Here is a 24745-nt window from a genome sequence, read left to right as displayed (position 1 = left end):
AAAAACTTATGCTAACAAACAAGCAAGACGCTGAGAAAAAGGAAGACAGCCCAACAGTAGAGCCGAATATCGCGTGGTTTTCTCTACGCGCAGGGCATATATGCCTGGGTAAAAAACCTGTTGAAAGTGATTTTGAACGCCTTAAGTCACTGGGTGTTACCCATATTGCAACGGTTCAGACCAGTGAAGAACATGCACCAGTTATACGCGACAATTCTGTCGCAGCTGGGCTAGAGTGGCTTTGGGTTCCTTTTTTACACCCGTCGTCAGAGTCCCCCACCGAAGACGTACACCTTCACCAATACCTTCATGAACTATCTCAAATGTTGACCGAAGGAGCGAGGATATACTTACATTGCGATGGCTCACAGCACCGCTGTAGCCTTTTGTTCTATGCACTTTGCCACTATTGCCGTGTTCCATCTAATAGCGCTTACAATGCGCTGCACAGCTTTGGCGCTAGTGCGGCAAATAACCTTAAGAGATCCGAACTCACATGGGCAGCAGAATTAGGGCATATTGCACTTAAAATGTAGGCCAATAAAAAGCGCGCCTTCGTTATCAACGTTCATTAACGAAGGCGCGCGTGCTGTTTTAACAAAGCAAAGCGTTCATAAGTGCGCCGAGCTTATTTATTTAAAACTGATAAATATTAGCGTTGGTGAGAAGTTTATTCGCGTCTATTTTTTCTTGAACACAGCGCACTATATCAGCACGAGTAAATACATAAATTCGGTCTTTGCGCTCGCGACTCTCGTCCATCTCAAAATCTTTCAGCACCATGCTGATATGTTCATTTTCCGGCAGACCGCGTAAGCCTGACCCAAATCTGCATAAGGTCTCGCTCATGCCCGACTCAAAACCGGCCAGAAACGTTTTGTAAGCTTGCTGCTGCTGCGCTTTACGCGCCTCCATTTGTTTAGTCTGTTCTTTTTCAATGGCTTTGAGCTCATCCCTCATGCTTTTCTCTTTCGCTTCTAATTGCTTAAGCTGCTCACCAGACTGCTCTTTTTGCGCGAGTAACTCTTTTTTTCGCGCCTCGTCTGCGTGACGCAATTCAAAGGTAATATCTCGCAGTTCACGCTCTACTTCTCTTGCTTCCCAGGCAAGTTCACGCTGCATGTTGCGCAAGTCGCGTAAGCGACTATTGTTGTCAGCAAACGCCTGAGAAAAACGATGGCTGGTTTCTTCTGCGTAAGCTTCCCACTCTCTGGCTGCTTCAAACACAATGTCATCTACATCACTAAACGAATTTGCAGACGGAACTGGTGGTGCAGGTGGTACGGTGGCAACTAATCCTTCTACCAGCGTTTCTATCTCTCGTACCCAGTTACCGCTTTGGCCTCTTACTGAAAAAGTAAATACCGCCCCCTGCCCAGCAAGATAGCTGGTTTCAATTTGACTCACTCTCCAAGAATCAGTCGCGGCATTTTGTCGTAAGGACGTTTTGAGTACCCCAGACATTATTTCTAATTCATTTGATAGCGTGTCATATTTTTGCGCACTTTGTGCGTTCGCAAGACCACCAGCAGCAGAGCAAAGTAGTAAAGCAGTTAATAAACGTTTCATAATTTCACCTAATTACATTAATCATCTAGCGACGACTGTGGATTGTTTGTTTCATACGGCATGGCTAATGGCACTTCAGAACGGCTTTTGGGTAAATTTACCGCGCTGTACCCTATTTCAATGTCATCAATTTCATCCTGTAGACGCGTAAATTGGCGTGCATAGAATCTTTGATCATCAATACGCTGCTCGTTGATAAATTTAATAAGCTCGGCAAAGTCGTGTTTACGTTCTTCTCTACTCGATGCTAACAAGTACTTAGTAAGCTCCGCACTGCTTTGTTGCTGCTGTGTAGATAGCGCCTGAGCGTATTCTTTGAATAGTGTTTGGTTTGCTTGTTGATAGAAATCACGTTGCTCACCTAAAGCTTTAGCAACTTCCTGCGTAACACGTTGCTCAACCATTTCATCCACTGTGTTGGCGCTTTTGTTTGAAAACGTAAGCGCTATACCGTTATCGCTATACGACAGCTTTGCGCCGGTGAGTACGGCTAACAGCGCACAGGCCGACATGGCCATGGCACACGCTGGCAAGCTTAGCCAAGACGACAGCGAACGTGGTTCATCTTTCTTAAAAAAGGTCAACTCTTTGTCCCACTGGGGGAGTGCCGGAGCAACGAAGCTTGCACTTGCGCTGTTTAAACGGGCGCTATTTTCTACCGCCTGCGCGAACTCAGCATCTGAATCACACAACGCGTTAAACTGCTTTTCTTGCTCGCTATCAAGCGAGTTGTTCAGATAAGCTGAGAATAAGGCTTCTTTGTCATATAAGATCATTATTCCAACTCCAACTTCAACTTTGCCAAGGCTGCGTAAAGTCGCGACTTAGCGGTATTTACTGAGATATCCATTTGCTGTGCAATTTCTTCGAACGTGAAGTGGCCGAAGAATTTCAATTCCACCACCGCCTTTTGGCCCAAAGGTAGGGTCTGCATAGCCTGCGTTAATGCTCTACTCTCTCTGTCGCTATAAACCTGCATTTCAGGGCATGGCGCACCGCAAAGTGGCGCCTGTATATCGTCAATGTCAGAATGCGGCTTTCGCTTGCGATACAGTTCAACGCAGCGACAGTGGGCAATGCGATAGAGCCAACTTTTAAAACTGCCCTCACCTTTAAAACAGGCAAGACTGCGAAACACAGAGATAAAAATCTCCTGCATTAAATCTGCTGCATCATGGCTATTCCCTGTCATTCGAATACCGTATTGATACATAGCGGTTTCGTAGCGAGATATAAGCGTAAACCACGCTTTTTTATTACCCTTTAATGCCTGTTCCACGAGTTTTTCATCTCGTTTATTAAACACGCCGTTCCCCGTTTTTACGCTCTGTTTTTTTACTTAACCATTAAGTCGATAAGCTTTGCAAAAAAGTTTATTTAATTGATAAATAAATTGTCATTTAGGGAATAACGCCAATGAAACTGTGCTTTAAGCGAAGGATGAAGAACTTCTTTGGGGCTGGTGCACAAGACAACAATTGACTTCAGCAATAAAAAAGCGGCTGAACCTATAGGCTCATCCGCTTTAGCTAAATATGAAAGGTAGCGCGCTCAGCGCCAAGCTTATTTTAACGTGGGAATAGGTAGCAGTGGCGAGATAATTTCACCAATACGACGAAACAGCTGCATACGCGTAGTGCCTGAACGCCATACTAAGCCAATCTCACGAAACCCCTGCTCTTCAGCGGGGAAGCTCTTAAGACCTGTGTGCTCAAGAATAGACTGGTTTATCGCAAGTTCAGGTAAGAAGGTGTAGCCCATTTTGCTATTCGCTAATTGCACCAAGGTATATAAGCTGCTTGCCGCTACGCTGCTAATTTGGTCACTGTGCTGAAGATTGCACGCGCTTACCGCATGCCCGGTCATACAGTGTTCTTGCTGTAGTAAGAAAATACTCTTTTTGGGCAAGGTTGAAATGTCGACAGGGTTAGGAAGCTGCTCAGCCATATCTTTGTGCGCAATAAGATGGAACGGGTCATGCCCTAAGACCATCTGTTTACACCCTGGTGTTTCCATTGGCAATGCTAGAATAAGTAAGTCTAATCTGCCGTCGGTCAATTGCTGTAGCAACTTCTCCGTCGTGTCTTCCTGCATTTCTAAGTTGATCTCGGGTAAAAATGCAGAAAACGCCCCCATCATGCCTTCAAAAAGAAACGGCGCAATGGTTGGAATAACACCTAGTTTTAAGGTGCCTCGCTGCCAATTGCCCGCGTTTTGCGCATACTCAACCAGCTCTCCCGCTTCCTGAAGTAGCACTTTACTGCGTTCAACAATATCTAGTCCCAACGATGTAAACACAAAGGTTTTATGTTCACGCTCAAGAAGTTGGCTTCCGAAGTGCTCTTCAAGGTTCTGAATGGCCGTACTCAATGTTGACTGACTTACGTTACAGCGCTGTGCAGCACGGTGAAAATGTTGCTCTTGATGTAGCGTCACCAAATAGTGCAGGTGCTTAAGATTAGGCCATTTCATGGGCATCTCACAATTATTTAAAAAGGGATTAAAAAATATTTGATTAATCTAACATAAAGATTAAATAGCGCCTAGGGTTGATACCCATGGTTAACGAGAGCGATCTTCTATTATTCGCAGCTGTACGTATACAACATCTAAAAAAGAGGTAGATAATTCTGTTTATTGTGCAATCTATAAGAAGCTTTTGAGAATTTGACATTTCCCGCTGGAAAGCCCCCATAAGTAGCGTTAGGATTAAATTAAAGCATTATACGCAACATATTTTTACAGCGAAGTAAGACCCGCTCTTGTATCATTCAGTCAATAGAGCGATTAACTATTGAGGGCAGTATGAAAGGACATTATAAGAACATTTTATGTGTATTAAGCGACTCTCATCGTCAAGATGATACGGTAGCCCAAGCACTGCATATCGCCAAAGCGCATCAAGCCTCGCTTACCATTATGCTTTCGTTAGAATCTTTACCGCCCAACGCCAGTATGGTTATGGAGTCTTTCTCTTATGTTGATTCTCAGCAAACCATGGAAACCCAAGCCCAGCACTGGTTAAAAGAACAAGCGGAAAGCTGGGGAAAACACTATCCTGTGTCTACCGCGGTAACGGTAGGTCAGCCGCTTATTGACGTTGTGCGTCATGTAAAAAAGAACAACATCGATCTAGTAATTAAACGGGCAGAAGAGAGCTTTCTAGATAAGTTGTTCGGAAGCTTAGACATGCGTTTATTCCGCAAATGCCCTTGCCCGGTTTGGATCATTAACCACAAGCCTCGCAGTCAGTACAAAAACGTAGTTGCAGCACTGGATTTGAACTATCACTATCCACAGCATGAAGTGTCTATTAGGCGCGATCTTAATCGCGACATTTTGCGTCACGCAAGCCAAATAGCCTTGCTAGAATTTGCACAGCTGCACATTGTCCACGTTTTCGATGCGGTTCCTGAGAACATAGCAAGAGACGGGTTTATATCGGTTGATAACGACAGAATGGAAACCGATCTTGCAAAAATCCATGCCGAGCGTGAATCGGAACTAGACAAATTGCTTGAAGAACTAGGCAATGAATTGGATGACAATGTATTAGAGTATTTGAAACCTCTGAAGCACATTGTTCACGGTTACCCTCGAAGAGAAATTGCAGCCACAACCACATCCCTTGATACCGACATTATTGTTATGGGCACAGTGGCACGCTTAGGTGTGCCTGGCTACATCATGGGCGACACCGCAGAAGAAACTATCCATCAGCTTAAGTGTGCCGTTGTGGGTGTTAAACCCCGTGGCTTTGAAACGCCTATCTCTATTGATTAAAGAAAACATTCCACAAACAAAAAGGCCGTGCTTCACTTCAAGCACGGCCTTTTTTAATTCTTTTCGCTTAATACGAACGTTTGTAAGCGCTGTGTTTTACGCTACGCCAAACGACGCTTTAAGAATGTAGAAGAAGATAATCGAGAGGATTGCGCCCGCAGGCAAAGTAACAACCCAAGATACGACGATATTTCTCACAATGCCTAGGTTAAGCGCTGATACACCACGCGCCAGACCTACACCTAATACGGCTCCTACAAGTGTTTGGGTAGTCGAAATAGGTAAACCTGTACCTGATGCAATAACTACCGTACACGCTGCAGCGAGTTCTGCTGCAAAACCGCGACTTGGTGTTAAGTGTGTAATACCTTGACCAATGGTCTTGATAACGCGATGTCCAAACAGCGCAAGACCCGCAACAATACCTAAACCACCAAGAGGAAGGATCCAAGGTGCAAGTGTAGTGCTAGAGTTAATTTCGCCGCCACTACTTACTACGCTAACTACCGCAGCTAATGGCCCAATAGCGTTAGCTACATCATTTGAACCGTGGGCAAACGCCATACAACAGGCTGTTACTACCATTAGCAGCGCGAATACTTTCTCAACGTTAGCCGCCTGTAGGTCTGCATCTTCAGAACCGCTGAACTTCATACGGCCGATAAACCATTTACCCAAGAAGCCCAACGCTACGGCAATACCAACAGCCAGTAGATATCCATTAACGGCACTTAGCTCTAAACCAACGTGCTTAAGGCCTTTCTTGATAGTAACAAGCGACATCACAAAGCCCGCTAATGCCATATAAAACGGCACATAACGCTTGGCATTTGCAAACGGTGAGGCTGTTTGGAAGATGAGCTTGTGCGCGCTCATGAAAATAAGATAAGCAATGATGCCTGAAATAGCTGGGGTTACGACCCAGCTACCAACAATACCGCCCACTTTGTCCCATGCTACTGCGTCCATGCTGACGCCAGTGGCAGTAAAACCGATGATTGCACCGATAATTGAGTGAGTTGTAGATACAGGCCACCCCAACCATGACGCTACCGCCAGCCAGATTCCAGCTGCAAGTAGTGATGAGATCATGCCTAATACAAGGTATTCAGGTATGTCTATAAAATAGGTTGAGTCGATAATCCCTTTTCGAATGGTAGACGTTACTTCGCCACCTGCTAGGTAGGCGCCAGCAAACTCAAATATCATTGCAATGATAATGGCTTGTTTTATGGTTAAAGCTTTAGAACCTACTGACGTACCCATTGCGTTGGCAACGTCATTCGCTCCAATACCCCATGCCATGACGAAACCAACGCCGGCGGCAAGGATTATAAGAATTAGGCCATAACTTTCAAAAAATTCCACGGATAATCGCTCCCGATCTAAACGCGATTTAGGCTGGACGCTACTTGAGTAAGTAGCATGATCTCTTCACCACAAAGGCTAGAGAATGAAGTTAAAGACAAATTGTGTTTTATCATAAGGTTCGATTAAATTTTGCACGATCTGTTCTTGGCTGCGGCGCATGATAACGTAATCATGTTAGAAGCCATAGCGAAAATCACTGAAAAACGATAAAAGTATGCGGAATTATTTGAATGCGATGATAAATCCACCAAATATTTCAGTTTTATGACAAATAAATTTCGCATGTATCCATATTTGAATATCAATACGCAAAATCGTACTGACCAATTGGACAGGATTACGTCAAATCTTCCAATTTTTGTTGCATATTTTCCAACGGTGTATGCCTAACATCGGTACCCCGAGTAAGATAAACCACATACTCACACACATTCTTGCATCTATCGCCAATACGCTCTAACGAGCGCATTGCCCACAAAACATCCAACCAATCCTGCATGTCATCGGTACTTTTCTGCATTTCGGAGGTGGTATACGACAGCAAACGTTTGTATTCACTATCAATGCGGTTGTCTTGATCGTACACTTCTAATGCCGCAGCCTCATCCTGACGAGCAAAAGCGTCGAATGTGCCGCGCATCATGGCGGCCACGCGCTCGCCAATAAGTAACATGCTGCTCTTAATGGTATCTGAGCTCGGCAACTTATTGCGCGTTACTAGTTTGGCTATACGCTCGATTTCATCGCCCATTCGCTCTATATCAGTAATGGCTTTGGAAATGGTCATAATTAAACGTAGATCGCTGGCGGTAGGATGACGTTTTGCAATAATGCGCAAGCACTCTTCGTCAATTTGAATTTCCATGGAGTTAATTTTTAAGTCGTTCAACACCACTTTTTCAGCCAGAGCGGCATGATTGTGCTTTACCGCTTTTAACGTATCCACCAGCTGCTGTTCAACTTCGCCCCCCATGGTTAATACCGAGTTACGCAAGTTTTCCAACTCGATATTAAACGTACCCGAAATATGCGTGTTTAAGGCTACCTGTCGCATGGTGTTTTCTCCTCGCGGCGTAAGCATAACGAATAACGACAATCAATCGTGCCGCTACCTGTGGCAGAACTCTCGTGACAAACCGCTACGTCTTGCCAAACTTCAGCATTGCGGTACAAACCCATGTGAGAACACACACCTACTGCTACCTTATCCATATCGCCCCGTTATGTAGTCTTCAGTTTGCTTCTTATCTGGCATAGTAAACAGCGTATCGCTGTCTGCATATTCTATCAGCCTGCCCTGATGGAAAAAGGCGGTGTAGTCGCTTACCCTAGCCGCTTGCTGCATGTTGTGCGTCACGATAATAATGGTGCATTGTTTCTTTAATGCATCCATCAGTTCTTCGATAAAAAGCGTGGTCAGAGGGTCAAGAGCCGAGGTTGGTTCATCAAGAAGTAGAATGTCGGGCTTCAACGCCAGTGCTCTTGAAATCACCAAACGCTGCTGCTGACCGCCAGATAAAACATGGGCAGATTCAAACAAACGATCTTTCACCTCGTCCCACAACGCAGCTTGTTTTAGTGCACTTTCTACCGCATCGTCTAAGTGTCGACGAATTTTCACACCCTGAAGCTTAAGCCCGTAGCACACGTTCTCATAAATGCTCATAGGAAAGGGGTTGGGTCGCTGAAAAACCATGCCCACGTTCGTTCTTAGGCGTGACACATTTACTTTGCGGCTATTGATGTTTTGCCCATCAATAATAATTTCACCATCGTATTTGCAACCGTCATACAAATCGTTAAGTCGGTTGAAACAGCTGATAAGTGTAGATTTGCCGCAGCCACTTTGACCAATCAACGCTGTGATTTTGTTTTTTGGGATCCGCATGCTGATGTCATTTAACACATGCTTGTTGCCAAACCACAGGTTGAGGTTTTTAACCTCTACCGCGGTTTGTTCTTCACTAATGTCGTTAACGTTTAGCGTATTGTGTTCAAACAACTTCAACATGTTACAAAACCTGTATTATCCTTTGAGATAGCGTTTGCGCAGGCGCGCTCTAAGTACAACGGCCAAAATATTTAATACGAACACCACCACAAGTAAAAGCAAGCAAGCGGCAAACATCATACTTGCACTCTTTCCATCAGTTTGGCTGTGAAACGCTCCGTCATAAATAAGCACGCCCAAATGCATAAACTGTCTATCAAGGTGGAGATAAGGAAACATTCCATCTATGGGCAAGGTTGGCGCAAACTTGACTGCACCAACTAACATAAGGGGCGCAACTTCACCAGCAGCCCTCGCAATCGCCAGAATTACGCCAGTCATAATACCCGGAGACGCAATAGGCAATACGGTACGCACTATAGTCTCAATTTTGGTAGCCCCTAATGCGTAACTGCCCGCTTTCAATCCTTCCGGCACCCTGCGCAAGCCTTCTTCAGTCGCTACAATCACTACAGGTAAGGTCAAAATTGCCATGGTTAAGGCAGCCCAGAAAACGCCAGGGCTTCCCATTGTGGGTGCTGGCAGTGTGTCACTAAACAATAGCTCATCAATACTGCCGCCCAAGGTATAAACAAAGAAACCAAGGCCGAATACGCCGTAAACAATAGAAGGTACACCTGCCATGTTGCTTACACTGACACGAATAATGGTGGTAAGCGCCGTGTTAGGTGCATATTCGCTCAAGTAAATAGCGGCTAATACACCAAAGGGCGTTACGATGATGGTCATTAAGAATACCATGAGTACAGTGCCAAACAACGCAGGGAAGACGCCACCTGAGGTATTCGCTTGTTTAGGGGAATCGGTAAGAAAAACACCGATTTCCGAAAACGCCACCTGCCACTTTTCCCATGTACTTAGACGACTGACAAAATCTACATCTTGAATACTAGATATGGGAATAACAAACGGCGTTCCGTCAGCAAAACTTACCAATAAGGTATACTCGGCTCGTGTTGCTTCTAACGCTTCCACACGCTTTTGGTATTCGTCAAACGATGCCACTAAACGCTCTCTTGCTGGCGCGTCGGCAACAACATTACGTTTATCAAATTGAGATAGCGCTTCGTGAATAGGTGCAAGGTGTTGCGTATTTAAACCTTCAATTTGAGCGCTTATTTGAGCCACTTCATCTAGCACAATATCAATGTTACCAAGAGGTTGAGGCGGTTTAGATGGCACGACGATGTATTCAGGAATTGCCAACACACGCCTGCCGTCTAACAGTTTTATTTCTGCGCTTTGGTTTGCCAGTAGAGAAGTCTCTATTTCCTCTCGAGATAACTGGACTTGAAAGCCATAAGGATGCTGAGCATCTGAGAATTTAAGTGTCACATCCTCATTTGTCGATTCATCAAATAGGTTCGCAAGCACCGAAAACCTTGTGCCGTCTTGATGCGTACCGGTAACCGTATAGATGGGTTCTGGCCAAAAATATGCCGTACCTCGAAAACTAATAAGTATAAGAACGCTAACTAGCGCAATAAGCAGCAGGCTGGTGAAAAAAGCCGTTAAGCTAATAACTAACGATTGACGCTGTACCGCACTTAACCCAAACGTTGTTCGATTAACCATAGTACGCCCTACTTCTTATACGCTGTCGCAATAGCTCTGCCATGGTGTTTACCAAGAAGGTAAACAGGAACAAAATACACGCGGTGAAAAATAGAATTTGATAGTGCGCCGATGATACATCTGCTTCTGGAAGTTCGATTGCCAAGTTAGCAGTAAGTGCTCGCAAACCCTCTATCAATCCCCAGCTGGAGATTGGCGTATTCCCCGTCACCATAAGGACTATCATGGTTTCACCAAACGCGCGGCCGAAACCTAGCATAATCGCGGCAACAATACCCGGTAGTGCAACGTGAAGAACAACATGAAGTAAGGTCTGTAGTCGTGTGGCGCCTAAAGCAAAAGAGGCGTGTTTTAAATCATTTGGAACGCCGTTTATGGCATCTTCAGCAAGGGAATAGATACTAGGTGATATGGCCACACCTAACGCTAACGCTACCACTATAGTCGTTTTCCCGATGGGACTATCGGACTCAGCCGCAAGCATTGTAAACCCGTCTACCCCCATTATCGAGAAAATAAGCGAAGGCGCATACTCCACGCTAATAAAACCTAAAAGGAACACTCCGCTTATAGCAAATAGTAGCTCTGCTCCGTGTCTTAGCTTCTTTGGTAAGTATTCCGCAACAGGGCGCTGTACCAGAGCAACGACAATAAGTACAAAAGGGATAACAATTAGGAAAAAGGCAAAGGAAAATAAAAACTGCTCAGCTTTTGGCGATAACCAAATGGCTGCGATGAAGCCAATAAGTACACTGGGAATCGCTTCGAGCAATTCGATAGCCGGCTTAATAACGTTGCGAAGGCGGCTTTTAGCAAAAAACGCGGTGTAAATTGCGGCACCGATAGCAACCGGAATAGCAATAAGCAGTGCTAAAAGAGAGGCTTTAATACTGCCTATTAATAGCGGCGTTAAGCTAAATTTTGCCTCTTGGAAATCAGAGGCACTGGTGGTTTGCCATACGGTTTCTTCCGTTTCATACCCTTCGTAGTGCTGCGGTTCAAACAGAGAGGCCCATGTAGTAACGCCGCTTAAGTGCCTGCCTTCCCATACTGATAAGGTGCTATCTGAATAGCCATAAAGCTTATTGCCGTACCAAATGATATTCTCAGCAGAACGCTCTATCTGTTGTGATGCCACTACATCGCCTGATACACGGTTTACCAACAACACTCTTGCTTTATCGGTCAGCACAGCCACTAAGTTCATACTGGCATGTTCTGCCACATCCTTAACGTTCTCTCCTGGTAACGCTACTTGGTAGGTTTGTTCAAAGGTAAGACCTTTATCGCTTTTGCTCAGCACCCAGCGAGTAAGTGTCTGTGTATTGCTGTTCATTAGGAAAAAGGTGCGGTCTTTAGCAAGCGGAAATACAATCTTCTCATCTAATGACGCTGTGATGTTTCCTGCTATTGGCAGTAGTGACGCACCTTCATCTGTGAGCCTATTTAGGAAAAGGGCATCATCCACTTGGAGTAACACGCTCTGACTGCCGGGTAACAATACGAGTCTGTCTATATTATGAAACCGTTTATCCACCACCTGTGTAGGACGAAGCCGATTTACCCAACGGATAAACACTTTATTGTCTTGAACGATAGAAACCACTGCCCATTTTGAAGACAGTGCAATGCTCCAGTCACTGCGTCTCTCCCACTCATCTTTGGGAAGCGCGAACGTAATGCTGTTCGACAACGCCGCTTGCGGCGTACTTGTGGCAATATCCTCTGCGCTACCGTCGGTCATATTGAACGACCTAACCGGTAAAACTCTCACTTGGGCGTTGGGAGAAACGTCTACGATATAGTTCTCTCCCATCACACTGTGGGAGGACAGTCTATGCTCGCAAGGACGGATATAATCGTGATTACTTACCAGAGCATCGCCTTTAAGCAACTTTAATCCCAATCGACAGTCAGACTTCCTAACCAGCATTGGCTGACCGTTAATGATGTCGCCTGCGCTGATAATCTTTTCATTATCTGACGTTTTCAAGCTCAACAGATGATTTAAGCTAGGGATATATGCCAACGGCAGAGCTTGGCTGATTAGATGGGTAATAAGAATAACTAACGTCAACAAAACAAGGCCGCCGAAGCCGGTCACTACATAGCGAGACCACCTGTCGCTGCGCTGGCGTTTTTTGTTTGTGCTGTTGCTGTCGAAAGTCATGCGGCTGTTTAGTAATTCTTATTTTCGAAATTCTTCATTTTTAAGAAGAATAACCCTAAATTGCACTGGTGAGCAGTGTAAGTTTTGTTATGCTAATAGCAAGTGAAAGTTTAAAGCATTACCTTCGCGCAACCTACTCTGCGCTTATGGTATTACCCAACAGGAAGACGATCAAAGTTTTTCTCTACACGCCCAATAAGGAGCATCGTATGCAATCATTGGTTATAAGCATTATGGGTAAAGACAAGCCTGGTTTAGTAGACGCACTGGCTAAGTGTGTATACAAACATGAGGGCAACTGGCAAGGATCGAGCTTTGCGCATATGGCGGGAATGTTCACCGGTTTTGTAGAAGTACATGTTACCGATGAGAACAAACAGGGCTTAATTGATGCGCTAGACGCCATTAAAGATTTGTCGGTGCAATCTGTAGCGGTAGCGAGCAGTGAAAATAACAACACCACCAAATTGACGGTTGATGTAATGGGCAATGACAAAACCGGTATTGTCCAAGAGCTCACCTCTGTTTTAAACCAGTTCAATTTGAATATTCTCACCTTCGCTTCACACTGTGAAAGCGCGCCTAATTGGGGCAGCCTGATTTTCAAAGCAAAAGCAGAAATTGCGGTGCCAGAAGATTTTGACGACGGCGCACTGCAAGACTCACTGGAGTCGTTGGCTAACGATTTGGTGGTGGATATTACCGCGAAGCGATAAAAACAAGGGCGTATTTGTGGTGCCATACATTTTCCCGCGCATCACAATTACGAACTCATCATATTGAAAGTTAATGGAATAACCACAACGCAATGCGTGCGCACTTGCACCAGAATACGTGTTGTCACAGTAGTGTCACTGACTGATGGCAGTCTTTGACCATTTTTATGAACGTGAATTGAGACATTATGGATAACGACGTTTTATATTATCCCAAAGAATTAAGCTGGCTTGCATTTAACGAACGCGTATTGCAAGAAGCCGCAGATAAAAACAATCCCGCCGTGGAGCGAATTCGTTTTCTTGGTATTTACTCAAATAACCTAGATGAGTTTTATCGCGTGCGCGCCGCTGACGTGAAACGACAAATTACCATTGCGCAAAATGACGGCAATGAAGAAGAAGCTGAACGCCAAACCGCCCTTATGGCGCTTATTCAGAAAAAGGTAGTCCAGCTTTCTGAAAAGTTCGACCAAATTCATAAGGATGTGGTTAAGTCCCTAGCTCGTTACAACATACATATTCTTCGAAAAGACGATTTAGACGATTATCAAAAGCAGTGGGTACGCAACTTCTTCGTTAACAAAGCACTGCGTCACATTGCACCTATTTTAATAGATAAGAAGACAGACCTACTTAGCCGTTTGAACGGTACGTCGGTGTATTTATATGTGGCGCTTAGAAGAAAGGACCGCAATCCTAAATTTGCGGTTATTCAGGTTCCTACCTCTGAAATGTCGCGCTTTATGCTGATCCCTCCGCAAAAGAGCCGTAAGAAAAAGAGCATTGTTATGCTCGATGACATGATTCAGCTGTGCATTGAAGATATTTTCCGCGGGTTCGTTAAATTCGACGAAATTGAAGCTTTCTCCTTTAAAATGACACGAGATGCGGAATACTCTATCAACGAAGAAATTGACGAAAGTTTCGTAGAAAAAATGTCAGAAAGCATGAAGCAGCGTCTTATTGCCGAGCCTGTTCGCGTTATTTATGACACCGACATGCCTGAAGACATGCAGTCGGACCTACGCAAGCGCCTTAAAATAACCAAGCTTGATACCATGCATGCTGCAGGGCACTATCGCAACTTTAAAGATTTCATCGGCTTCCCCAATGTGGGCCGAGATTATTTAGAACATGCACCGCTTCCTGCTATCGACAGCAAGGCATTTTCGAAATACAACACCGTATTCGATGCCATAACTGCTCGTGATATCTTGCTATATTACCCTTATCATCGCTTCCTTCACTTCACAGAGTTCGTGCGTCAGGCCGCTTTCGACCCGAACGTGAAAACCATACGCATTAATATCTATCGGGTGGCGAGTAATTCTCGCATAATAAATTCGTTGATTGACGCGGTAGATAACGGCAAAAAAGTCACCGTAGTCGTAGAGCTTCGCGCGCGTTTTGATGAAGAAGCAAACATCGAATGGTCTAAGCGCATGACCGATGCAGGCATACGCGTAGTACTTGGTGTGCCAACCCTGAAAATCCACTCTAAACTATGTATTGTGACCCGGGAAGAACGGGGCAGTTTGGTGAATTATGCGCATTTCGGTACGGGTAACTTCAACGAGAAAACCGCGAAAATTTATACCGATTACAGCTTATTCACCCGCAATCAGGAGCTTGCCAATGAAGGCGTCGCAGTATTCGATCTTATTCAATACCCTTACCGACGTTATAAGTTTCAGCATTTACAAATTTCGCCGTTAAACGCCAGAACCAAAATTCAGTCGTTAATTCGCCAAGAGATTCAGCACCTGAACCAGGGCCAAGATGCGCAAATCACCTTTAAGATTAACAACCTTGTTGATAAAGAACTTATTGATGATTTATATCGCGCGAGCCAGGCTGGCGTTAAGATCCGCGGTATAGTGCGCGGTATGTGCTCACTTAATCCAGGGATAAAAGGAATAAGCGAAAACATCGAAATTATCTCTATTGTTGATAGATTTCTCGAACACCCTCGCGTCATGATTTTTGAAGGTGGCGGCGATAGAAAAGTGTATATCTCTTCTGCCGACTGGATGACCCGTAACATGGACAACCGCATTGAAGTAGGTTGTCCAGTGTATGATAAAGGTCTTCAACAGCGCATTGTTGATATAATGGAGCTACAATTTAAAGATACCCTGAAGGCTCGAGTGATTGACAAGGATCAGAGCAACAAGTACGTTCGCAGGGGAAATCGTAAAAAACTTCGTTCTCAGATAGAAATTTATGACTATTTGAAGAAGCTAGAAGACACTTTGTAGGATAGAAAATTAGTACATGACCCAGCACGAATCAGTTTTTAATGACGTGGAAACCCGCGAAGTCAATAAAGTCGCAGCACTAGACATTGGCTCAAATAGTTTTCACTTAGTAGTAGCACGCATTGTTGCTGGGTCTGTGCAGATTCTGCATAGAGTTAAACAAAAGGTTCGCTTGGCCGAAGGACTTAACGACGACGATATCTTGTCTGATGAAGCGATGGAGCGTGGGCTTGCTATGCTAAAAGTAGTAGCAGAGAGCCTGAAAGGTTTTGAACCAGACTCCGTGAGAATTGTCGCCACCCACACGTTGCGCAGGGCGCGTAACGCCCGCGATTTTATCAGCGCAGCAAAAGATATCCTTCCCTACCCTATCGAAGTCATTTCTGGTGTAGAAGAAGCGCGACTTATTTATTCAGGCGTTGCACACACTAACCACTCCGACGGCCAACAGCTGGTTATTGATATAGGCGGTGGTTCCACTGAGTTCGTTATTGGCGAAGGTTTTACGCCTTTACTTTGCCGCAGCCTTCAAATGGGCTGCGTAAGCTATACCAAACGGTTTTTCCCTGACGGTGAGCTAAAGCCAAAAGCCTTTGATCGTGCTATAACGGCTGCACAGCAAGAGCTTGAGTTAATAGATAATAAATATCGCAGACTGGGTTGGGTTCAGTGTATCGGTACGTCGGGTACCATTCGTTCGCTGTTTACACTTTGTCAGCAAGACAGACCCAATGGCCACGATATTCCGGTGACACTTAAAAGTTTGCGCAATTTAATGAAGCAATTCATAAGCGCAGGGCATATAGACAATTTAAGCTACCCAGATTTAAGTGAAGATCGTCGTGTGGTTATTGCTGGCGGCCTCGCTATTCTTATCGCCGTTTTCAAAGCGCTAGAGATTGAAGGCTTGGTGTACTCGCCTGCCGCTTTGCGTGAAGGCGTGCTTTATCAGATGGAAGATGAGCTTCATCACGCTGATATTCGCGGCAGAACCGCGAGTAGTTTGGCAACCCGCTATGATGTAGATACGTCCCAAGCCACTATGGTGCTTAATACAACCCTTTCACTTTTCAACGAGGTTGAAAAAGCATGGAAACTGAAGGGAAAAGACTTCAAAAGCATGCTCGGCTGGGCAGCTTTACTTCACGAAGTCGGCATGCAAATTAACTCTCGAGGCATACAAAAACACAGCGCCTATATTCTTGGTAATGTGGACATGCCTGGGTTTACGCAGGAACAACAATTACTGCTAGCTACGCTCGTGCGATTCCATAGAAAGAAAATTCGAACCAATGAATTGCCCGCATTTAATCTTTTCGATGAGCAGTCGGTTAAGCATTTAATCGCGTTACTGCGTTTGGGTGTACTGCTTAATATTAAACGCCAAGAGGGTTTTGTACCTGACCTCGTTGTTAATGTAGAAAAGAACGAACTGACCATTACCTTCCCCGATGGCTGGTTAGATGAAAAACCTATTATCTCAGCTGACCTGCTACGAGAAAGCCACTACTGGAAAGCGCTTGATTTAAAACTCACAGTTGTTCCTGATATCGAGCAATTACATCCCACTGTGGAATAGACAAACAGCGCCACTCACAATCGCGCTTTCGATTTTAAAAGCGAATGGCGAATATACTCGAATACTAAAAAAATGGGGCCTTGAACCGATTGAGTCGGCGCATTAGCCCCACTTAGTCTCAGCACACTAATTATTGAGCTTCAACTTGCGTACTTTGTGACTGCACGCTGTCGTATTTTTTAAACCACGCCAGAATATTTTCAACCTTGCCAATCATTCTAGAAGGCTTAGAAGCAATCCCGTGCGGCGATCCAGGTACTTTTACCAGCACGCTATCAACCTTTTGAATCTTTAACGCTTGATAGAACTGCTCGGTCTCAGACATTGGCGTGCGCTTGTCCTCCACTCCCGTGATCAGCATGGTGGGGGTCGTTACATTGCCTACTAGCGATAGCGGTGAGCGCTTCCAGTAGTGCTCTACATTATCCCAAGGCTTACCCGGAAATTGGAAAGGGATTTGATATAGACCTGAATCGGCAGTCAGCACTTTCGATAACCAGTTGATAACGGGTTTAGCGACTACGGCTGCTTTAAATCGGTTAGTTAGGCCAATGGCATAGGCTGATGCAATGCCGCCTGCTGAACCACCAGTAATAAACAGTCGTTCTGGGTCAGCGATACCTTTTTCAATAAGCGCATCAACACCCGACATATGGTCTGAGAAGTCATATTCCGAACTGTATTTCCCTTGAAGTAGCAATGCAAAGCGTTCTCCGTAACCTGTACTGCCTCTGTGATTATCATAAAACACCACATAGCCCTCTGAAGCCATTCGCTGCAGTTCGGCCGTGAAGACAGGGCCATAAGCGAGATTAGGTCCGCCGTGAATTTCTAAGATAAGCGGATACGTTTTCGAGCTGTCATAGTTTGGCGGCAGAATGTACCACCCCTGGATTTCTTCGCCATCTATAGAAGACGGATAGACAATTTCTTTTACTTCGCCAAGCTGCTTATGACCTAGAACGTCTTCATTGAGCGCTGTTAGCTGTCGCTCGTTTCGCGTAGTGACATATAAATCAGCGGGGCGATCGGTACGTCCTTTGGTATACGCCACTACATCATCAACAGCGTGATAGGTGCCAAACACATAAGGTCGTCCTAACGTAGTACCGCCCAGCCCCTTAGCTACGGCTTTTACGCTGCCCGATAGAGATACCACATCCACCTGCGCTAAACCGCGAACCGACTGCTGAAAATAAACGTGCTTATTATCTTTCCAGTGAAAGTTAGACACTGAATTATCAATGTCTTTTGTTAAATTTTGAGCATCTGTACCATCGCTCTTCATCACATATAAATAGCTATTTTTGTACATCACTTTTTCGTCATCGCGGCGTGCGTAAGCAATGTGCTTTCCGTCAGGCGATACGACAGGCGATGATTCGAGGCCTTTGTCGTTGGTAAGCTGTGCGATATTACCCATCATATCCACAGAAAAGATGTCCCCCTCAACAGGCTCATATTCCCAATTGTCACTGCGGTTGGCAGAGAAATAGATTTTGTCGCTATCAGGAGAGAAACTTAAGCGCCCATTGTGGTGATAGTTCCCTGAAGTAAGCTGTCGTGCTGTGCCTCCGTCAGCAGGAACAATAAAAATATGGGTGTAAGCAGGTTCAAGAATGCCTCGGCCATCGGCTTGATAGCGCGCTTTGGTAATATATTGAAAGCTAGGAGACCACTTTGCACCGTCAGGCTTTTTAGGCATTTTAATGTCTAGCGGCTTTTCCTTGGCATCAACGCTCATAGTGAAAGCAATGTGCTTACCATCTGGCGACCATGTGATGTTGCTAGGGCTTGAGGTGACATTCGTAACGAGTGCCGTTTGCCCTGTATCCATCCAACGCACATACAGTTGTGGTTTACCTTCTTCATTAGAAAGGTAAGCCAATCGGCTACCGTCTGGAGACCAGCGAATAGAATAATAATTTTTTTTCGAAGAAAGTAAGGGACGGTTTGATTTACCATCTACCGAGGCTAGCCAAACATTGGCGCGGCTGCTGTCTGACATGATGTCGTTTGAACGACGTACATACGCGATATGTTTACCGTTTGGAGACACCTGAACTTCACTCACGTATTCCAGATTAAAAATATCTTCCGATTTAAAATAGTGTTCAGAGTCGGTAGTAAAAGATTCGGTTTCATTGCTCGCAAGCGCTGTGGATGGCATAGCTAGCGTGCCTACGCTAAATAGTGCAGCCCATATAGCAAACCGTTTTTTGACTGACGGGTACCTGTGATTTCTCGTAAAAGACATATCTCACCTTAATCTATTTGTTCTTATCCGTTCTTTTTTATGGGGTGATCACGTTGTAGTGATGCATTTATCGTCTCCATATTACTGAATATATTCAGCCAATAAAGATTAAACGTTGAGCGACATCGCTAGGCGATTAAGCGCAGTACACAGGGGCGCTGGCTTTAGCCGAATGGTTAGTTGCGTGATAGCAGTAAAGTGCTAACTTCTATATAAGGCTTAAAGGTAATGCCCATGAATAATCCACACGGCGAGTTTGAATGTAGCGTAAGCGGTCAGTTGCTGCTCTTCTCAGCGCGCGGACCGTGGAATGACGAAACCATGAGAAATGGCGTAGTTAAGATGTCTTCTGACATTTCAAAATTCGAAAAGGGCGCTAAATGGGCACAAGTAAGCTGTCTTTACGGTGAAAGCCTGATGCCCCCTTCCACCTTTGATATTTTTGTAAAACAAACTCGGGTAAGAAAAACCCGCGGCCTGTCGTTTCTTGCCGTGGTGATATTAGATACCGACATTATGCTGACAACTAAGCATCAGATTTCTCAGTGCTACGACGCTGCCGAAGTTCCTTATGGCTTTTACGAAACGGTAGAAGATGCTTTAGAAGCGATGACGAATAATGGCTATGATTTTGATAGTGACGAAGCTGAGCGCTTTTTTGCCCGCTTTAACTTTACGCGTTAACATTTAACACCGCATGCGTTCTGCTTTTGTCACACGTTGAGTCTGAAATTCACCGCCAGCTTTTGATAAAGGCGAAAAAAAGGAGAGCGAGCGCTCTCCTTTTTATTTTAAGACTGCCATCCGCCTCCGAGTGCCTGATACAAATCGACCAGTGCGACCATTTGCTGCTGACGGGTTTCTATAAACTCGCTACGCGCTTCCAGTGCTTCTCGTTGCGCAAGCAGCACCTCTAAATATTCACCATGAGCTGACGAAAAAAGCCTATTGGCAATATCAATCGACTGTTCGAGTGAAGCAATTTGATGACGCCGTGCTTCAGCACTTTTCTCCAAATTATCAAGCTTCGATAAACTGTTTGTTACTTCAGCTACCGCCGTTAAAACGGTCAGTTCATATTCGTAAGCCGCTTCAATTTGTTCGGCGCTGGCATTTTGATAAACCGCCTCAATCGCCCTGCGGTTTATTAATGGCGCAAAAACATCACCAGATAAGGAATATGCCAATGACTCAGGCACATTAAACAAGTAACGACTATCAAACGCCGATAAACCTACCCCTGCTTTTAGCTCAAAAGAAGGGTAGAAGTTGGCTTTAGCCACATCGATATTTAACTCTGCTGCTTGGAGCGTGAGTGCAGCTTGTTTTATATCCGGGCGATTGTCTAATAGCGCAGAGGGTACACCCACCTGCGGGCTAATGATTTCAGCACTAAGTAACACATCACTGTTCCTTTTAATAGGTTGTGGAGTGCGCCCCAACAACAGATTAAGCGTGTTCTCTTTCTCTAGAATTTCCTGCTCAATCAAGTAACGCTCGCTCTCGTTTTTCTTCACTTCCGCGTTAAAGCGCGCAACGGGTAGCGATGACGCCCGCCCGTATTCTTTCAACGCATTAATAGTGTGAATAACATTGCGCTGTAGCGAAATGGTTGAGTCAAGATTCTCTAGCTTGTTATCTAGCGCCAGCAGTTCATAGTAAGTACGCGCAACTTCAGATACTAACTGGGTAACGAAAAAGTTCTTACTTTCAACCGACGCCAAGTATTCAAGCGAGGCCACTTTAGACGCATCTCTCAGCTTATGCCAAACGTCAATTTCCCACGACGCATTAAGGCCTAGCTTTAAGTTTGCCAGCGGGTCGGGAAATTCTTTATCCTCCTTGATATTTAACTGTTCTTCTACTGCGCCTTCCCGGGTATATTCGCCTACCTTTTCGGTTTCAGCGGCTACCCCCGCAGAGAGTCGAGGCAAATATTCCCCTTCCCGTGCATACACTTCATTCGATGCCATATTAATGCGCTGAATTAATATAGACACCTCTTGGTTATTCTTAACCGCCGTTTCCACCAGCGCAGAAAGCGTAGGGTCGTTAAACCACTCACTCCATTGAATATTTGCTTGTGTACTCTGGTTAATCCCTTGACCAGCCTGAGTATCCACTTGCGAAACTTTCGCGTTAAACTGCTCTGGCAAATCTAGATTAGGGTTTCGCGTTTCAATGGTAGGGATGGCACACGCCTGTACTAACAACGCACTACTAAGCGCTAACCACAGCGGCTTATAAGTAAATCGCTTTTTATTTATCATCGCTTAGCACCTCATCGTTATAGTGGTAAGTTTCAGTAAGAGGGACATGATCTTCGTTTTTGATTAATGACTTACCTTCTTCAAGTTTGGCGAACAAGTAGTAAAGCCCAGGAATAACCAGCACACCAAAAATAGTGCCGAACAAAGTACCGCCTAAGGCAGAAGCACCAATAGTTCTATTTCCCACTGCGCCTGCCCCCGTTGCAATAACAAGCGGAATTAGCCCTGCTACAAACGAGAACGATGTCATTAGGATTGGACGGAAGCGCTGTTTGGCCGCTTCAACAGCTGCGTCAGCAATCGATAAGCCCTGCTGATTTTTTTGCACTGCGTATTCCACAATAAGCACGGCATTTTTGCCGAGTAACCCAACCAGCATAACTAAGCCAAGCTGCGCATAAACGTCGTTGGCCAGCCCCATTCCTTTGAGAAACAGGAATGAGCCGAGAATACCGGTAGGTAGTGAAAGAATGACTGCAAAAGGTAGAAGCAGACTTTCGTATTGTGATGCCAGCACGATATATACAAACAACAATACTACGGCAAAGATAACGATGGCTTCATTGCCTCGTTTAGCCTCGTCAAATGACAGGCCTTCCCAACCTATGTCATACCCTTTTGGCAAGGTTGCAGCTGCTACTTCCTCAACTGCTTTTATCGCTTGCGCCGAGGTATACCCTGCTGCAGGCTCTGCACGAATTGCTGCCGAGGTATAAAGGTTGTAGCGTGTAATTTCATTAGGGCCTTGGGTTTTAATCAGCTTCATAAAGGCCGAGTAAGGCACCATTTCACCCTCTTCGTTTTTCACGTAGTAATCCAATAAGTCACTGGGATAACGACGATATTCCGGTGCACTTTGTGTGTACACTTTGAAGAAGTTATTAAAGCGCGTGAAGCCTTGCTCATAAGTACTACCAATAAGAATATTCAAATTCTCCATGGCCGCGCCAATAGATACCCCTTTCTGCATTGCAGCTTGGTTATCTATCTCAATTTTGTATTGAGGATAATCGGCAGCATAAAAAGTGAATAAACCTTTTAGCTCATCACGTTTACCAAGCTCTTCCATGAAGGCTTTGTTGATTTGGTCGAACTCTTGATAGTCGGTAGTGTTGGTTTTATCGAGTAAACGAAATGATAACCCCGACGACGCGCCATAACCCGGCACAACAGGCGGTTCGAAATACTCAATCACTGCACCTAAGTGGTGTGTTTTGGCTTCTAGTTCTTCAATAATGTCACGTACCGACTGTTCGCGATTAGCCCAATCTTCAAGGTTAATCAAGCAGGTACCAGCATTTGAACCTCGTCCTTCCGTGAGAATTTCATAGCCAGCAAGAGAGGACACCGAGGAGACGCCTTCAACGTCCAGCGCCAAGCTTTGCAGCTCTCGCGCTACTGTATTCGTCGCTTCAAGGGTACTGCCTGGCGGTGTTTGAATGATGGCATAGATTTGCCCTTGGTCTTCACCGGGGATAAAGCCTGTAGGTAATGCCTGATTAACGCCAAAGGTACTTACCACAAAGCCCGCAAGCAGCACTACAGTAACACTGCGGCGTGTAACGATAGCTTTAATAATGCCTGTATAACGACCGGTTAACTTATTGAAATAATGGTTAAATCCATCAATAAACTTGTTTAATGGCGTTGCCTTTCTTGTGTGTGAATGAGGGTTTTTAAGCAACATTGCACACAGTACTGGCGTTAATGAAAGCGCCACAATACACGAGATGATAATTGACGATGACATGGTAATAGAGAACTGGCGATAGAAGACACCTACCGGGCCCGTCATAAAAATAAGGGGCACAAAAACCGCCGTCATCACCAGTGTAATCGCGATAATAGCTCCCCCCATTTCACCCAGTACTTGTTGGGTCGCCATATAAGGGGTTAGGCTGCTGCTTTCTTCCATTTTCGCATGTACGGCCTCTACGATAACGATAGCGTTATCCACCACAATCCCTATAGCTAGTACCAATGCGAACAGAGTAATAAGGTTTATGTTCACCCCCGTGGCCTGCATGCAGAAAAACGTCCCCACCAGTGAAACTGGCACAGCTAGAAGCGGAATAAGTGTGGAGCGCCAGTCACCCAGAAAGATGAACACCACCAAGGAAACCAAAATAAAGGCTTCAAACAGGGTATGCAGCACCTGCTCTATAGAGGCATCGAGAAACTTAGAAACATCGTAGTTGATTTCGTACTTCATGCCTTCTGGAAACGTTTTTTCTAGTTCAGCCATAGTGGCTTTCACCTGAGAAATCACCTCGTTGGCACTGCTTCCATAGTTCTGCTTTAGCACTATCGCAGCGGAAGGATACCCGTCTTTGTTTGAGTAAATATCGAAAAATTCACTACTTAACTCAACATCAGCAATGTCACCTAATTTGAGCAAGCGACCGTCGGAGTCGGCGCGAATAATGATATTTTTATATTCTTCAGGCTCGTCATAACGCCCCTCGTAAATAAGCACGTATTCCTTTGATTGAGCGGTAATGCCTGAGCTTCTGCCAAGTCGCCCAGGGCGTCCAATCAAGCTTTGCTCGTCTATCGATTCCATGATCTCATCTACAGAAACATTGTAAGCACGCATGCGATCAGGCTTTAACCAAATTCGCATGGCGTACTGGCGACTTCCCAATATTTTTGCACTGGCAATACCGTTTACCCGCTGTATCTCTGGGATAAGGTTGATATTGGAATAGTTGTACAGAAACTTTTCATCAGCCGTTTCGTCCGTGCTATAAACGTTTATGTACATCAACATGCTAGGCTGAACCCGCTCTAGTACCACTCCTTCTAGCTGTACTAACTGGGGCAGACGGTTCATGATCTGATCAAGCCGCGTTTTCACATTAATTAGCGCCTGATTCGGATCCACATCTAAATCGAAGATAACTTGAATGGTGGCTTCACCCGCGCTCGTCGCATCAGACACTATGTATTTCATGCCCGGCACACCGTTGATTGAACGCTCAATGGTAACCAGCGATGACTTCACCAATACATCAGCGCTCGAACCGGGATATGCCAGAGAAATAAGCACCCGCGGCGGAGCAATATCTGGAAACTGTGACGTGGGCAGGCTAAACACCGACAACACGCCCAAAAATATAATCATCAGCGATAGCATGATGGCCATCACTGGACGTTTAATAAAAACTCCAAACATAGCGCCCC

At 45.1% G+C, this 24745-nt stretch carries 18 protein-coding genes; 6 read left to right on the top strand and 12 right to left on the bottom strand.

Features of this window, described 5'->3' with window-relative positions:
* Positions 1-8: 8 nt before the first annotated feature.
* A complete protein-coding gene (locus ACX5KA_RS15115; RefSeq protein WP_458731548.1) occupies positions 9-536 on the top strand; it encodes a hypothetical protein in 528 nt (175 codons plus the stop codon).
* A gap of 100 nt (positions 537-636) precedes the next feature.
* Here the strand turns inward: ACX5KA_RS15115 and ACX5KA_RS15110 are convergent, their stop codons facing one another.
* The 4 genes from ACX5KA_RS15110 to ACX5KA_RS15095 form a co-directional block, all read right to left on the bottom strand.
* On the bottom strand, positions 637-1569 hold the full coding sequence (locus ACX5KA_RS15110) for a hypothetical protein (RefSeq protein ID WP_458731547.1): 933 nt from the start codon (positions 1567-1569) through the stop codon (positions 637-639).
* Positions 1570-1586: 17 nt separating this feature from the next.
* Positions 1587-2345, bottom strand: coding sequence for a hypothetical protein (locus ACX5KA_RS15105; protein ID WP_458731546.1), 759 nt, complete (start codon positions 2343-2345; stop codon positions 1587-1589).
* A complete protein-coding gene (locus tag ACX5KA_RS15100) occupies positions 2345-2875 on the bottom strand; it encodes an RNA polymerase sigma factor (protein ID WP_458731545.1) in 531 nt (176 codons plus the stop codon). The genes ACX5KA_RS15105 and ACX5KA_RS15100 overlap by 1 nt, the downstream gene beginning before the upstream one ends.
* 257 nt (positions 2876-3132) lie before the next feature.
* Positions 3133-4041: a hydrogen peroxide-inducible genes activator gene (locus tag ACX5KA_RS15095; protein ID WP_014948406.1), complete on the bottom strand. Its 909-nt coding sequence runs from the start codon at positions 4039-4041 to the stop codon at positions 3133-3135.
* Between the two features lie 333 nt (positions 4042-4374).
* On the opposite strand from ACX5KA_RS15095, the gene ACX5KA_RS15090 reads away from it, so the two are divergent.
* Positions 4375-5352, top strand: a complete 978-nt coding sequence (locus ACX5KA_RS15090) for a universal stress protein (RefSeq protein ID WP_458731544.1) — start codon at positions 4375-4377, stop codon at positions 5350-5352.
* Positions 5353-5448: 96 nt separating this feature from the next.
* On the opposite strand, the gene ACX5KA_RS15085 is transcribed toward ACX5KA_RS15090, so the two are convergent.
* The 5 genes from ACX5KA_RS15085 to ACX5KA_RS15065 form a co-directional block, all read right to left on the bottom strand.
* Positions 5449-6720 (bottom strand): inorganic phosphate transporter, encoded by a 1272-nt coding sequence (locus ACX5KA_RS15085; protein WP_458731543.1) that lies wholly within the window; start codon positions 6718-6720, stop codon positions 5449-5451.
* 340 nt (positions 6721-7060) lie between these two features.
* On the bottom strand, positions 7061-7777 hold the full coding sequence (gene phoU / locus ACX5KA_RS15080) for a phosphate signaling complex protein PhoU (protein ID WP_014948403.1): 717 nt from the start codon (positions 7775-7777) through the stop codon (positions 7061-7063).
* A gap of 150 nt (positions 7778-7927) precedes the next feature.
* Positions 7928-8734: a phosphate ABC transporter ATP-binding protein PstB gene (pstB, locus tag ACX5KA_RS15075; RefSeq protein ID WP_458731542.1), complete on the bottom strand. Its 807-nt coding sequence runs from the start codon at positions 8732-8734 to the stop codon at positions 7928-7930.
* 15 nt (positions 8735-8749) lie between these two features.
* Complete coding sequence (pstA, locus tag ACX5KA_RS15070; RefSeq protein WP_458731541.1) at positions 8750-10309, bottom strand: phosphate ABC transporter permease PstA; 1560 nt, start codon at positions 10307-10309, stop codon at positions 8750-8752.
* Positions 10302-12479: an ABC transporter permease subunit gene (locus ACX5KA_RS15065; protein ID WP_458731540.1), complete on the bottom strand. Its 2178-nt coding sequence runs from the start codon at positions 12477-12479 to the stop codon at positions 10302-10304. The genes pstA and ACX5KA_RS15065 overlap by 8 nt, the downstream gene beginning before the upstream one ends.
* 209 nt (positions 12480-12688) lie before the next feature.
* Here ACX5KA_RS15065 and ACX5KA_RS15060 point away from each other — a divergent pair, with 209 nt between their 5' ends.
* The 3 genes from ACX5KA_RS15060 (at position 12689) to ppx (ending at position 17035) form a co-directional block, all read left to right on the top strand.
* Positions 12689-13195, top strand: coding sequence for a glycine cleavage system transcriptional repressor (locus tag ACX5KA_RS15060; RefSeq protein ID WP_202941111.1), 507 nt, complete (start codon positions 12689-12691; stop codon positions 13193-13195).
* A 188-nt stretch (positions 13196-13383) separates the two neighbouring features.
* On the top strand, positions 13384-15456 hold the full coding sequence (gene ppk1, locus ACX5KA_RS15055) for a polyphosphate kinase 1 (protein WP_458731539.1): 2073 nt from the start codon (positions 13384-13386) through the stop codon (positions 15454-15456).
* A 16-nt stretch (positions 15457-15472) separates the two neighbouring features.
* Positions 15473-17035: an exopolyphosphatase gene (ppx, locus tag ACX5KA_RS15050; RefSeq protein WP_458731538.1), complete on the top strand. Its 1563-nt coding sequence runs from the start codon at positions 15473-15475 to the stop codon at positions 17033-17035.
* Positions 17036-17165: 130 nt separating this feature from the next.
* Here the strand turns inward: ppx and ACX5KA_RS15045 are convergent, their stop codons facing one another.
* On the bottom strand, positions 17166-19292 hold the full coding sequence (locus ACX5KA_RS15045) for a S9 family peptidase (RefSeq protein WP_458731537.1): 2127 nt from the start codon (positions 19290-19292) through the stop codon (positions 17166-17168).
* A gap of 234 nt (positions 19293-19526) precedes the next feature.
* Between ACX5KA_RS15045 and ACX5KA_RS15040 the strand changes: the two genes are divergently transcribed.
* Positions 19527-19976 (top strand): hypothetical protein, encoded by a 450-nt coding sequence (locus ACX5KA_RS15040; protein ID WP_014948394.1) that lies wholly within the window; start codon positions 19527-19529, stop codon positions 19974-19976.
* A gap of 107 nt (positions 19977-20083) precedes the next feature.
* Here ACX5KA_RS15040 and ACX5KA_RS15035 read toward each other — a convergent pair whose 3' ends face one another.
* Together ACX5KA_RS15035 and ACX5KA_RS15030 are read right to left on the bottom strand one after the other, a co-directional pair.
* A complete protein-coding gene (locus ACX5KA_RS15035) occupies positions 20084-21562 on the bottom strand; it encodes a TolC family protein (protein WP_458731536.1) in 1479 nt (492 codons plus the stop codon).
* A complete protein-coding gene (locus ACX5KA_RS15030) occupies positions 21552-24737 on the bottom strand; it encodes an efflux RND transporter permease subunit (protein ID WP_458731535.1) in 3186 nt (1061 codons plus the stop codon). The genes ACX5KA_RS15035 and ACX5KA_RS15030 overlap by 11 nt, the downstream gene beginning before the upstream one ends.
* Positions 24738-24745: the final 8 nt, after the last annotated feature.

The organism is Alteromonas alvinellae (assembly GCF_902705805.1).
Note: the sequence above shows the minus strand (reverse complement) of the source record. Positions and strands in the feature narration are given on the sequence as shown.

What these genes read in the sequence shown, in the direction of transcription:
- ACX5KA_RS15115 (WP_458731548.1), top strand. Translation starts at nt 9, where the DNA reads ATGCTAACAAACAAGCAAGACGCTGAGAAAAAGGAAGACAGCCCAACA.
- ACX5KA_RS15110 (WP_458731547.1), bottom strand. Translation starts at nt 1,569, where the DNA reads ATGAAACGTTTATTAACTGCTTTACTACTTTGCTCTGCTGCTGGTGGT.
- ACX5KA_RS15105 (WP_458731546.1), bottom strand. Translation starts at nt 2,345, where the DNA reads ATGATCTTATATGACAAAGAAGCCTTATTCTCAGCTTATCTGAACAAC.
- ACX5KA_RS15095 (WP_014948406.1), bottom strand. Translation starts at nt 4,041, where the DNA reads ATGAAATGGCCTAATCTTAAGCACCTGCACTATTTGGTGACGCTACAT.
- ACX5KA_RS15090 (WP_458731544.1), top strand. Translation starts at nt 4,375, where the DNA reads ATGAAAGGACATTATAAGAACATTTTATGTGTATTAAGCGACTCTCAT.
- phoU (WP_014948403.1), bottom strand. Translation starts at nt 7,777, where the DNA reads ATGCGACAGGTAGCCTTAAACACGCATATTTCGGGTACGTTTAATATC.
- pstB (WP_458731542.1), bottom strand. Translation starts at nt 8,734, where the DNA reads ATGTTGAAGTTGTTTGAACACAATACGCTAAACGTTAACGACATTAGT.
- pstA (WP_458731541.1), bottom strand. Translation starts at nt 10,309, where the DNA reads ATGGTTAATCGAACAACGTTTGGGTTAAGTGCGGTACAGCGTCAATCG.
- ACX5KA_RS15065 (WP_458731540.1), bottom strand. Translation starts at nt 12,479, where the DNA reads ATGACTTTCGACAGCAACAGCACAAACAAAAAACGCCAGCGCAGCGAC.
- ACX5KA_RS15060 (WP_202941111.1), top strand. Translation starts at nt 12,689, where the DNA reads ATGCAATCATTGGTTATAAGCATTATGGGTAAAGACAAGCCTGGTTTA.
- ppk1 (WP_458731539.1), top strand. Translation starts at nt 13,384, where the DNA reads ATGGATAACGACGTTTTATATTATCCCAAAGAATTAAGCTGGCTTGCA.
- ppx (WP_458731538.1), top strand. Translation starts at nt 15,473, where the DNA reads ATGACCCAGCACGAATCAGTTTTTAATGACGTGGAAACCCGCGAAGTC.
- ACX5KA_RS15045 (WP_458731537.1), bottom strand. Translation starts at nt 19,292, where the DNA reads ATGTCTTTTACGAGAAATCACAGGTACCCGTCAGTCAAAAAACGGTTT.
- ACX5KA_RS15040 (WP_014948394.1), top strand. Translation starts at nt 19,527, where the DNA reads ATGAATAATCCACACGGCGAGTTTGAATGTAGCGTAAGCGGTCAGTTG.
- ACX5KA_RS15035 (WP_458731536.1), bottom strand. Translation starts at nt 21,562, where the DNA reads ATGATAAATAAAAAGCGATTTACTTATAAGCCGCTGTGGTTAGCGCTT.
- ACX5KA_RS15030 (WP_458731535.1), bottom strand. Translation starts at nt 24,737, where the DNA reads ATGTTTGGAGTTTTTATTAAACGTCCAGTGATGGCCATCATGCTATCG.